Here is a 12,303-nt window from a genome sequence, read left to right on the forward strand (position 1 = left end):
ATCAACTTCCCCTGCTACCCTTGCTTCCCCTACCTCCTGCCTCCTGACTCCTAATGATTACAAACTGTATAAGACAGAGCAGGGATCGCCAAAACCATAGATTAAACTGGAGTTTGATCAAGTATATGTGAGAATTCCCTCATTATGGATGCTAAGGCACTTTGGCAACGATACCAAGAATGGTTATATTACCACGAGGGATTAGGACTGTATCTAGATATCAGCCGGATGCGGTTTGATAACGCTTTCGTGGAGTCGTTGCAGTCGAAATTTGATAAAGCATTTGCGGATATGGACGCTTTGGAAAAGGGAGCGATCGCCAATCCTGATGAAAACCGCATGGTAGGACACTACTGGTTGCGTAACCCAGACTTAGCACCCTCTCCAGAACTAAAACAAGAAATTGTTCAAACCTTAGAACAAATCGAAGCTTTTGCAGATCAAGTACACACAGGGGCAGTTCATCCCCCCAAAGAAAGCCGCTTTACTGACATTATTTCCATCGGTATTGGTGGTTCTGCTTTAGGTCCTCAGTTTGTTGCTGAAGCACTTGCACCCGATTTTCCTCCCCTCAACATTCACTTTATCGACAATACGGATCCTGCTGGTATTGATCGGGTTCTCTCCTCTATCGGTGATAAACTGGCTACTACCCTAGTATTAGTCATTTCTAAATCTGGTGGTACACCCGAACCCCGTAACGGCATGATCGAGGTGAAAAAAGCCTACGCTGCCAAAAATTTAGACTTTGCTAAATATGCAGTTGCCATCACCAGCACAGATAGTAACTTAGATAAAGTGGCTCAATCTGAAGGTTGGTTAACAACTGTCCCCATGTATGACTGGGTAGGTGGGCGTACTTCAGAAATGTCTTCCGTAGGATTATTACCCGCAGCATTACAGGGTATTGATATCCGTGCCATGTTAGATGGTGCAAAAGAAATGGATGATGCCACCCGTGTTGCTAACATCAAAAATAACCCCGCAGCATTATTAGCATTATCTTGGTACTTCTCCGGTAACGGCAAAGGCGAAAAAGATATGGTTGTCTTACCTTACAAAGACAGCTTGTTATTATTTAGCCGTTATTTACAACAATTGGTAATGGAATCTTTGGGTAAAGAACAAGATTTAGACGGTAAAACTGTATATCAAGGTATTGCCGTTTATGGTAACAAAGGTTCTACAGACCAACACGCCTATGTACAACAATTACGGGAAGGTGTACCCAATTTCTTTGCAACTTTAATTGAAGTTTTAGAAGATCGTCAAGGTGCATCTCCTGAAATTGATCCTGGTGTCACATCCGGTGATTATTTATCAGGTTTCTTATTAGGAACTCGTCAAGCATTGTATGAGAATAACCGCGATTCTATTACAGTGACAATTCCTCAAGTTAATGCTCGCACAGTGGGAGCGTTAATTGCATTATATGAACGGGCTGTAGGATTTTATGCCAGCTTAGTTAATATTAATGCTTATCACCAACCTGGTGTAGAAGCTGGTAAAAAAGCTGCCGCTGCAATTCTTGATTTACAACAAAAAGTAATCAAAGTATTGCAAACAGAAAAGAAAGCACTTTCTATTTCTGAAATTGCAGATAAAGCTGGCGCTGCTGAACAAGTTGAAGCAATTTATAAAATTCTGCGTCATCTTCATGCTAATAATCGCGGTGTGGTGTTAACAGGTGATTTAAGTAAACCAGGAAATTTAACAGTTTCTTTGGATTAAATACCATAAATTCTCCTGTTAAAATATTCTGTTTTGACAATCCTCGATTTCTTCAAGAAGTCGGGGATCTGATTTATTGATTAACTGAAAATTACAGCTTTTTCTCTGTGTACTTTGTGTCTCTGTAGTTCGTTAAATCTATACTCAATAATATTGACGGAAAGTATCAATTTTTATATACTAAAATATAATTACTATAATTTAAAATTTGAGTTTTCAACCATGACACAACTAACACCCCAACCACCAAGAAGAAGAGGAAGAATTTTCCCAGAACTGACTTTATCCCCTGAAGAATTAGCAAAACGTGAAGCAGAAAGAGAAGCCTTTCATCAGCGTTGTTGGGCAATTTTTGAGCGTGTCCGTCCAGAATTAATGAAAGAACATTATAACTGGTATATTGCTGTAGAACCAGATAGCGGTGATTATTTCATTGATCAGGATATGGAAATTGCTAGTAAAAAAGCGCGGGAGCAACATCCTAACGTGATACATTTTCTATTTCGCATTCATGAAACTGGGGTAACAGGTAGAATATGATACAGGGTTATTTTGGTGATGAGGGGCAGTTATTTTTTGAGATTAAATTAATTACAAATGATGGCTTAAACCTGCCTGTTGATGCTTTATTAGATACGGGTTTTACAGGCTTTATGGCTATTAATAAACAAGATTTAGATGCTTTGAATTGGCAATTTATTAGTGAACAAAGAATGCGAACTGCACAAGGAATCAAAGTATTTGATATTTATTCCGGTAAGGTGATTTTGGATAATCAAGAGTATGAAATTCCTATTTATGCTGGAGATCAATTCACTGAGATTTTATTAGGTTCAGAGTGGTTGGAGTTTTTACCTTTGGTGGTGAATTTTCCAGAGAGTGTTTTAACTTTAGGGTGATTTTTTGATATATTTGATATAATCAATTATAGTTAAAAAAGGAGTTTAAAACTATGACACAACTAACACCCAAACCACCAAGAAGAAGAGGAAGAATTTTCCCAGAATTGACTTTATCCCCTGAAGAATTAGCAAAACGTAAAGCAGAAAAAGAAGCATTTCATAAACGTTGTCGGGCAATTTTTGAGCGTGTCTGTCCTGATTTAATGAAAGAACATTATAACTGGTATATTGCCGTAGAACCAGATAGCGGTGATTACTTCATCGATCAAGATATAGAAGTTGCTAGTCAACAAGCAAGGGATAAACACCCTCATGCGGTACATTGTATGTTTAGGTTAAATGAAATTGGGGCAGTTGGCAGAATATGATCCAGGGTTATTTTGGTGATGGAGGTCAATTATTTTTTGAAATTGAATTAATCACTACTGATGGTTTAAATCTGCCTGTAGATGCTATGTTCGATACTGGTTTTACAGGCTTTCTTGCTATTAATAAACAAGATTTATCAGCTTTAGATTGGCAATTTTTACGTGAACAAGAATTGATAACAGCGCAAGGACAAAAAGCTTTTGATCTTTATTTAGGTAAGGTGATTTTTGATAATCAAGAGTATGAAATTCCTGTTTATGCAGGGGATGAGTTGACGGAGATTTTATTAGGTTCAGAGTGGTTGGAGTTTTTACCTTTGGTGGTGAATTTTCCAGCAGGTGTTTTAACTTTAGGGTGATTTTTTGCTACAATTAATATAGTTAAAAAAGGAGTTTAAAACCATGACACAACTAACACCCAAGCCACCAAGAAGAAGAGGCAGAATTTTTCCAGAATTGACTTTATCCTCTGAAGAGTTAGCAAAACGTAAAGCTGAAGATGAATTATTTTATCAACGTTGCTGGGCAATTTTTGAACAATTACTTCCTGATTTGATGAAAAAACATGATGGTTGGTATGTTGCTATCGAACCAGATAGCGGTGATTATTTTATTGATGAAAATAAGGAAGCTGCTAGTAAAAAAGCCAGGGATAAACACCCTAATGTGATACACTTTGTATTTGGCATCAATGAAACTGGAGTAACTGGGAGAATATGATACAGGGTTATTTTGGGGATAAGGGGCGGTTATTTTTTGAGATTGAATTAATTACAAATGATGGTTTAAATTTGCCTGTGGATGCTTTGTTTGATACAGGTTTCACAGGCTTTATGGCGATTAATAAACAAGATTTACAAGGTCTAAATTGGTCATTTATATCTAAGGAAAAGCTACGCACTGCACAAGGAGAGTCTAGATTTGATATTTATTTAGGTAAGGTAATTTTAGATAACCAAGAGTATGAAATTCCTGTTTATGCTGGTGATGAGTTGACGGAGATTTTGTTGGGTTCAGAGTGGTTGGAGTTTTTACCTTTGATGGTGAATTTTCCAGCAGGTATTTTAACTTTGGGATAGGTTGAGGAAACAAACCACTAAGACACCAAGAGTGCGAAGATAAGAGAAGAAAAAAGAAGAGTTATTTTTATATTGCTAAGTCGCGTAAATAGTAGAATTTATCGTTTTTCCAGTCGTTTCCTTTTTCTCTTCCTAAGTAACCTGTTAGGGGTGATGAAAGTTCTATTAATATTTCGTGCATTTCTTCAGGTTTTAATGGTTGTGGTGGATGTGATCCGAAATATGCACCATGTAAAGTATCAACTCCTGTAGATTCTATTCCTGCATTTTGTAGATAGTTTTTAACGAGTTGGATAATGTGCGATCGCAATTTTATTTCTTGTTCTACTTTTTCTATATATTTGTTAATTTTATCATCAGCTTCTTCTCCAAATGGTTTTTTTTCTAGGTCTTGCTTCAAATTTAATAAATCTATTGAACCAGGGTGTTTTGCTTTTAAAGTGACTAATTTTTGTAAAGTTTCTGGACGAATAACGTTCATTTTATTTCCTTGTGCAGTTTTTTCAGTATCTGTTGCTAATTTACCAGCAGCCATAATAATTTTGATACAACTATTATATTCTTCTTGTAAATGTTTTAATCCTAGTTTTACAAGTTGTGCTACTGTACTATCAACAACTTTTTCTGTTTTAGTTGCCTTACATTCTCCTATAACTGGATAAGGATACTCACAGTAAAAATCTAGACCTCCAGCACCACCTAATTTATCAGAATCTAAATTAGCTTTAGTATTCGTATTAGAACTTGAAAAACCTAGTTTAATTAAACTTTTTCTCACCAATTTTTCAAATTCATTACCATCACTAGAATTACCTACATTAGCAATATTTTTAATCCAATATAAATCAGGATCTAGTGTATTTTTTACAGGTTGGTTATTCCATCCTAAAAATTGCTTAATCTCATGATTTAATGTGTCAAAGTTTGGGTTATTCTCTAATAAATTCTCACATTGCCATTGTAAATTTTCTATATTTGTATATAGATAAGATTCACCAGACAGAATGATATTTTTACGTTTGGTGAAACTATCATCAGAAATTACACAAATATCATTTTCACTTGCATTATTAATCAAATCTTCAGTTTTTGTCCAATAAAACGAACCAGAATCTACTGGTATATTAATTATACAAGGTTTTGAAAGATGATAAACTCTTAATATTGCCAATTTCAGAACTCGATGCTGCTCAAATATCTTTTCTAAAGCACTCAGATTCCAAATAGTAGATTGTGCGATTTTTGGTAAAATATCCTGTTGATCAGGATTAATACGCCAATAATATTCACAACGTCCCCAAAATTTTATATTTACAGGATAAGTTGAATATTTACTTACAGAAGTCTTAGCTTTTTCAACATATTGAGGTTGGTAATACTCCTGTAAAGTCAAATTATTGGGAATTGTTACAGATGGATATAGCCAAAAAGATTTACCTTGGTGTAAAAACTGCTTAAAAGGCACTAAAAATAGTTTCCCTAAACCAAGCATTTCTACATCAAAAGCTGGTAATTGGATGCCATTAATTATCTGAATACTCATATTATTCATACTGGCGCACTCAAAATTTCACAAATTAATAAGTTATCAGCAGCTAGTCTTAACTCTTTAACTAATTCTGTTACCTCTTCTTTAGTAAATCCATAATCTTCTGCTTGTTCATAAATAGTATGAATTGCTGCTAAAGGTTTTATTTCATTTTTTTTCAAAACTACTACCTTACCACCTTTGTCGTTCTCTAATTTTTCTTTCAATTGATATCCTGTTCTCCAACTTCGTGGAACATCTGAAGAACGTACTAAACAACCGCGAGTAATTCCGTATTTATCGTAATTTAATAACCTCTTAATTACGGCATTGAATGTGTTACCATTTGTTGTTTCACATATTCTAACACCAATTTTTACTTCATAGTTTTGTAAACAGTCATCAGCAGAGACAATAAAATGTAAATCATGGTTTGCATCAGCAATTTTTTTGACTTCTTTAATTACTACGTTTGCAGTGCCACCACCAGGAATCATGTTTATTGTACAGTTAATTATTGCTGCTAATCTATCATCATCTTTGATAGGTATAGAAATTTTTTGACATAAATCTTCGTATTCATCTACAAATTTTTTCTTTTGTTGGTCTAATGGATCTGGTAGTAGTAGTGGATCTATACTTTTTCCTGGTTGTGGTGGTGGAATTACGACTTTTTTAAACTCCTCAACACACCATGTCATCAGAGAACGCACACTAGCAGATTCACTAGCAATCTGTTTGATTTTACTTTCATCAAAAGGATATAAATAAGGATAATCTTGAGGATTAAGATTATTTTCTTTGTAGAACCAATCCAGTCTAAGCTTAACTAATTCTATTGTCTGTTCAGTATTAGGTGGTTTTGCTTTGACTGATCTTTGTCCAACTCGATCTGGAATACCACTTCCCATTTGTTCAATTTCTTTCCATGTGTCACTAATGACACAGCAAATAATAATTATATTACTGCATTGAAAGTAAATTTGATCTATACATTTTGCTAGTATTTGAGCAGGACTATCTCCAGAATCATTATCACTAGCAGCACTATCAAGTTGATCAAAACAAACTATCACTGGTAATGATGATATTTCAGCTAATTTACAAATCTGCTTGATCATCCAAATAGATTTGCCTTCTTGTTCTTCAAATAAAAACTCTGGTAATCCTATTGTTTTAATCTCTGAATTATCCACTCCCTTAATCCAATCTAATGAAATTTGAGCATTTTTTGCACTTTTCAAAAGTAAAAATAAGATTGCTTTCAAAAAGTTAAAATCAATTCCAATTTGATTTTCTAATATTGCTTCAACTAATTCATCAAAAAAATCCAACAGTTTACTCTTATTTTGATTTTCTAAAATGTATTTTTTTAGTTCATTAGGTGAATGACATTTTTCAATATATGGACGATATTTATCCTCAAACTCTGTTCCTTTTAACTTATTAATTGCTGCTGCTGCTAGTTTTTGCCATTGGGTAATGCCTTGACTATCTTGATGAGTAAAACTATCAGCTAAGTAAAACCGTACATGAGAATTAATTCGTTTGGGATTAGTACATGGACCAATATAGGCAAAAACAGAACCTCCGTCTTGCGTTATTTTTTTCCAAACTCTATGGATAATATGACTTTTACCAGTACCTCTATCACCTTTAATCGCAATTCCAATTTTGGGAGAATACTTTTTACGAACTTCGGTAATTGCGTCAAAAATTCTCTCATCAATATGTTGATTGAGTCCAGGTAAATTAGTTATAACTTCACCCCATACCTCAGTAGCACTTACTACTGGAATTAAACTAAAAGGATTTACAGAATTTTGACGTGCTTCTTCAAACAAGGAATATTTATCTATATTTGACATGATTTCTCTCCACTTTAACTTTATTCAGGTTTACTAGCAAAAAATAAAAGACCTCTAACTTCACTATTGATAGAATCTCTTTTTTGATCTTCTGTAGCACCACGCGCTTCTCCACTTTGGAGGTATAATAGTTGTTCAGCTTGTGTATTCATCATCCAATCATTAAATTGATCACGTTCTACACGATTTCCTAACTCTTTTCTTATTTGCCAAATAGGAACTAAACCAGCATGGTTATGAGTTTTATCTAGTTTTTCAAATAAGTTAAGAATTTCAGTTTTAAACTCCTCATAAGAACCAATAACCCCACCCTTAACCCCATTATCTGACACAACGGCCGTAGGTACAACCACATTATCCTGACGCAACCACCGCAATAACGAATTAGCAACCCAAGCGCCAATATTTGTACTAAACTCAAACTCATCACTACGCAAACCCGCACCCAACACTTCTAAACCCGTTGGTGACGTGAGAGTATAACTAATAGCAGAACCTTTTTTAGAGACAGCGATCGCTCCCTGTGCTTCCAAATCCTCTAAAATACACTGATAGTCCGCCTTATTTTTACCTTTGGAATCTATCCGCTTCGTCAATTTACCCTTAGCAACCTTATGCTGACTTCCTCCCAAATCCCACAACGCAAGCAGCAAGCGAGTTTTAGCGTAACTTACCTGTAAATCCTTAGTCTTTGAACTCATGGTGATGTGTGTTAAATAACTGCAACTATTATAATAATGATTGTAATTTTTATGTCACCACAACCCAAAAATTGTTTATTTTCTCAATATTGCCGATAAATAGCGCAAAATTTCTACACAAAAAGCAACAGAGAATTTACTTGACTTATAAATATCAGGACTGATGCAAAACAGAAGCAAAGTAGGAGTAAGTCATGAATTACCCCCCAGAAATAATCAGATTTTTAGTCCAATCTTGCGTAAATCCTAAAATATATTGAGCCAATATTGGGCAAAGTTTTTGGGGATTGAGTGTTGCGATCGCCCCCCATAATTCGCTAAAATATCTAGTCTTTGGGATATAAACAAAGTCGCTTCTCGTCAAGCTACACTTTTGTAACCTATCCTGCTGACACCCAATTTAACGAGATTTTACAGGAAAAAAGAAACAACAATGGCCAAACGAGTGCAGTTAGTATTAACAAAAGATGTGAGCAAGCTGGGAAAATCCGGCGACTTAGTGGATGTAGCTCCCGGTTATGCTCGTAATTATCTCATTCCCCAAAGTCTAGCTACTCACGTTACCCCCGGTATCTTGAGACAAGTAGAGCGCCGTCGTGAACAAGAACGTCAACGTCAACTAGAACTCAAACAACAAGCACAAGAACAAAAAGCAGCCCTAGAAAAAGTTGCTAAATTAACAATTGCCAAGCAAGTCGGCGAAAACGAAGCCATCTTCGGTACTGTCACCACCCAAGATGTTGCAGACGCAATTCAAGCAGCAACCAGTCAAGAAATTGACAAACGTGGTATCACCATTCCTGATATTAACCACCTGGGTACATACAAAGCCGAAATCAAGCTGCACTCTGAAGTAACAGCCCAAATTGATATCGAAGTTGTTGCCAGCTAAGATAGGTGACAGGTGACAGGTGACAGGTAAGAAGGTTATAGGGTAATGAAGAAAATTAAGTATTGCCTTTTGCCTTTTGCCTTTTACCTGCAAACTACCAAGCTAATATTTGAGCTAATATTTGAGCTAATATTTAAGCTAATATTTAAATCCTGCTGATAAATCCCAAATCGCTTATGGCTGAAGAACTGAGTTTTCAAGGTGATGGCAGCGATCGCTTACCACCCCAAAACATCGAAGCAGAAGAAGCGATTTTGGGGGGTATTCTTCTAGATCCAGAAGCCATAGGACGAGTACGCGATCGCCTTGTTCCCGAAGCCTTTTATATTAATGCCCACAGAGACATCTATCAAGCCGCCCTCACTCTTCACGCCCAAAGTAAACCCACAGACTTACTTTCCCTCACCAGTTGGTTAACAGACAACGATAAACTAACCCGCATTGGTGGTAGAAATAAACTAGCCACCTTAGTAGATCGTACAGTTTCAGCAGTTAACATAGATGCCCTAGCAGAATTAGTCATGGAAAAATACCTGCGACGGCAACTCATCAAAGCAGGTAACGAAATAGTACAACTAGGTTTCGAGACACAAACAGAATTACCCATAGTTCTCGATCAAGCAGAACAGAAAGTATTTAGTATTACTCAAGAAAAACCCGAATCAGGTTTAGTTCACATAGCAGATACATTAATTAACGCCTTCCAAGACGTTGAAAAAAGACATGAAGGTATCGCTTTACCTGGTATTCCCTGCGGTTTTTATGATTTAGATGCCATGACTAGCGGTTTTCAGCGTTCTGATTTAATCATCGTCGCTGGCAGACCATCAATGGGAAAATGTTTAAGTTACGATTCAGAAATTGTCCTAGCAGATGGGCAAATTGCCACCATTGAAGAATTGTATAACCAACGTCAATGTAATTTATTAACTTTAAACAGCAATTGGAAATTTACTTTTACCCAACCGTCTGCATTTGTCAACGACGGAATAAAACCAGTTTTCCGGGTTACAACTCGTTTAGGGCGATCCATTGAAACCACCATTACTCATCCCTATTTAACTATTAATGGTTGGCAAAGGCTAGAAAATCTCAAAATCGGTGATAAAATTGCTGTTCCTCGCAAAATAGATGTATTTGGTAAAGAAACTATCCGCGAATGTGAAGTTAAACTATTAGCTTATTTAATCGGTGATGGAAATTTAACCAACAGTACCCCCAGATTTACAAACAGTAACTCATTATTACAAGCTGATTTTTCTCAAGCTGTTGCTGAATTTGGAGGTCTAACAGTTAGATCGAGTACAAATAAATCCAGTAAAAATTCACTAACAAATTGGTTAGAAGAATTAGGTTTATGGGGTAAAGATGCTCATGCAAAAACCGTACCATCAATCATTTTTAAATTAGAGCGATCGCAAATATCATTATTTCTGAATCGGCTATTTGCTACAGATGGTTGGGCTACATTACTTAATAGTGGTCAATCACAATTAGGTTATGCCACAGTTAGCGAAAAACTAGCCAGACAAATTCAACATCTATTATTAAGATTTGGCATCATTGCTACCTTGAAAAAACGCTCTGTTAAATATCAAAATACTCGTAGACCAGCATGGCAATTAGATATTACTGATGCCTTATCTATCAAGAATTTCATTTCAGAAATTGGTATATTTGGCAAAGAAGCAGCATTAGCAAAGGTTACAGCAGCAATATCTGAAAAAAGATATCAAACCAATCGTGACTTGATACCTGTAGAAATTTGGGAACAAATAGCCGCAGCTAAAGGAAATGAATCCTGGAGTAGTTTAGCTCAACGTGCAGGTATTAAAAATTATACAAATATCCACGTTGGTAAAAGAGCTTTAAAAAGAGAAAGATTGTGGATTTTAGCTACTGCTTTAGATAATTTACCACTTCAGAATTTAGCAAATAGTGATGTTTATTGGGATGAAATAATTTCTATTGAATCAGTTGGTAACCAACAAGTTTATGATTTGACAATTCCCGAAACACACAACTTTATTGCTAATGATATTTGTGTTCACAATACCGCATTTTGCTTAAACTTAGCTCACAACATCGCCGCAGGTTATAAATTACCAGTCGCCGTTTTCAGCTTGGAAATGTCAAAAGAACAGCTAGTACAACGACTATTAGCCAGTGAAGCCCAAATTGAAAGCGGTTATTTACGCAGTGGACGTATTAGTCAAACCCAATGGGACTCTTTAGGTCGTGCAATTGGTATGCTTTCAGAAATGCCCATTTTTATTGACGACACTCCCAATATTACAGTTACACAAATGCGGAGTCAAGCGCGAAAACTCCAAGCACAACAAAACACAGAACTAGGATTAATAGTAATAGATTACCTGCAATTAATGGAAGGAGCAGGAGATAATCGCGTACAAGAATTATCAAAAATTACTCGTTCTTTAAAAGGGTTAGCCAGAGAATTATCAGTACCAGTAATTGCCTTATCTCAGTTAAGTCGGGGAGTAGAAGCAAGAACTAATAAACGTCCCATGTTATCAGATTTAAGAGAATCTGGTTGTTTAACAGGTGATAGCCTCATCACATTAGCAAATACTGGATTACAAGTACCAATTAAAGAATTAGTAGGTAAATCTGGTTTTGCCGTTTGGGCATTAAATGAAAAAACAATGAAGCTAGAAAAAGCTATTGTTAGTAATGCGTTTTCTACAGGTATCAAACCTGTATTTACCTTAAAAACTCTACTAGGAAGAAAAATTAGAGCAACTGCTAATCACAAATTCCTCACAATTCATGGTTGGAAAAGACTAGATGAGTTAAGTCCTCAACAACATATATGTTTACCAAGACATCTATCTATTTCGGGTAAACAAACCATGACTGATTGGGATAAAATTGTCGCAATCATACCAGATGGAAAAGAAGAAGTATTTGACTTAACAGTTCCCAATTTACATAACTTTGTAGCCAATAATATCATTGTTCATAACTCAATCGAACAAGACGCAGATTTAGTCATCATGCTTTACCGCGACGAATATTATTCACCCGATACACCAGATCGCGGAATAGCAGAAGTCATCATAGCCAAACACCGTAACGGACCAACAGGAACAGTCAAACTATTATTTGATCCTCAATTTACCAAATTCAAAAACCTAGCCAGACCAAACAACTATTAAAAATAACAGGTAATTGATAATTGGTAATTGCTTTACCCATTACCCATTACCCATT

12 protein-coding genes are annotated in these 12,303 nt (G+C 35.8%); 9 read left to right on the forward strand and 3 right to left on the reverse strand.

The features are described 5' to 3' along the window. The first annotated feature begins 144 nt into the window (after positions 1 to 144). From K2F26_RS09020 to K2F26_RS09050, 7 genes are all read left to right on the forward strand, one after another. Complete coding sequence (locus tag K2F26_RS09020; protein WP_194057895.1) at positions 145 to 1,731, forward strand: glucose-6-phosphate isomerase; 1,587 nt, start codon at positions 145 to 147, stop codon at positions 1,729 to 1,731. A gap of 222 nt (positions 1,732 to 1,953) precedes the next feature. Next, positions 1,954 to 2,271, forward strand: coding sequence for a hypothetical protein (locus K2F26_RS09025; RefSeq protein WP_194057897.1), 318 nt, complete (start codon positions 1,954 to 1,956; stop codon positions 2,269 to 2,271). Next, a complete protein-coding gene (locus tag K2F26_RS09030) occupies positions 2,268 to 2,630 on the forward strand; it encodes an aspartyl protease (protein ID WP_220611190.1) in 363 nt (120 codons plus the stop codon). The genes K2F26_RS09025 and K2F26_RS09030 overlap by 4 nt, the downstream gene beginning before the upstream one ends. 53 nt (positions 2,631 to 2,683) lie before the next feature. Then, positions 2,684 to 3,001, forward strand: coding sequence for a hypothetical protein (locus K2F26_RS09035; protein WP_220611191.1), 318 nt, complete (start codon positions 2,684 to 2,686; stop codon positions 2,999 to 3,001). Beyond that, positions 2,998 to 3,360 (forward strand): aspartyl protease, encoded by a 363-nt coding sequence (locus tag K2F26_RS09040; RefSeq protein ID WP_220611192.1) that lies wholly within the window; start codon positions 2,998 to 3,000, stop codon positions 3,358 to 3,360. Before K2F26_RS09035 ends, K2F26_RS09040 begins: the two co-directional genes overlap by 4 nt. Before the next feature lie 43 nt (positions 3,361 to 3,403). Further along, positions 3,404 to 3,721, forward strand: coding sequence for a hypothetical protein (locus K2F26_RS09045; protein ID WP_220611193.1), 318 nt, complete (start codon positions 3,404 to 3,406; stop codon positions 3,719 to 3,721). Next, entirely contained in the window at positions 3,718 to 4,080 is a 363-nt protein-coding gene (locus tag K2F26_RS09050) for an aspartyl protease (protein ID WP_220611194.1), read from the forward strand. Before K2F26_RS09045 ends, K2F26_RS09050 begins: the two co-directional genes overlap by 4 nt. Before the next feature lie 67 nt (positions 4,081 to 4,147). Here the strand turns inward: K2F26_RS09050 and K2F26_RS09055 are convergent, their stop codons facing one another. From K2F26_RS09055 to K2F26_RS09065, 3 genes are read right to left on the reverse strand one after another with little or no spacing between them, the layout of a single operon-like run. Beyond that, positions 4,148 to 5,623, reverse strand: a complete 1,476-nt coding sequence (locus tag K2F26_RS09055; RefSeq protein WP_220611195.1) for a DUF1802 family protein — start codon at positions 5,621 to 5,623, stop codon at positions 4,148 to 4,150. Between the two features lie 5 nt (positions 5,624 to 5,628). Then, the gene (locus K2F26_RS09060) at positions 5,629 to 7,452 is read right to left on the reverse strand and encodes a hypothetical protein (protein WP_246605564.1); all 1,824 of its coding nucleotides are present in this window, start codon (positions 7,450 to 7,452) and stop codon (positions 5,629 to 5,631) included. A gap of 44 nt (positions 7,453 to 7,496) precedes the next feature. Next, positions 7,497 to 8,177 carry a hypothetical protein gene (locus tag K2F26_RS09065; RefSeq protein ID WP_220611197.1) on the reverse strand — a complete coding sequence of 227 codons (681 nt, stop codon included), beginning with the start codon at positions 8,175 to 8,177 and terminating at the stop codon, positions 7,497 to 7,499. Between the two features lie 433 nt (positions 8,178 to 8,610). Between K2F26_RS09065 and rplI the strand changes: the two genes are divergently transcribed. Together rplI and dnaB are read left to right on the forward strand one after the other, a co-directional pair. Further along, a complete protein-coding gene (gene rplI, locus K2F26_RS09070; protein ID WP_220611198.1) occupies positions 8,611 to 9,069 on the forward strand; it encodes a 50S ribosomal protein L9 in 459 nt (152 codons plus the stop codon). A 176-nt stretch (positions 9,070 to 9,245) separates the two neighbouring features. Next, the gene (gene dnaB / locus K2F26_RS09075; protein ID WP_220611199.1) at positions 9,246 to 12,248 is read left to right on the forward strand and encodes a replicative DNA helicase; all 3,003 of its coding nucleotides are present in this window, start codon (positions 9,246 to 9,248) and stop codon (positions 12,246 to 12,248) included. Positions 12,249 to 12,303: the final 55 nt, after the last annotated feature.

This window comes from Sphaerospermopsis torques-reginae ITEP-024 (assembly GCF_019598945.1).
GTDB lineage: Bacteria > Cyanobacteriota > Cyanobacteriia > Cyanobacteriales > Nostocaceae > Sphaerospermopsis.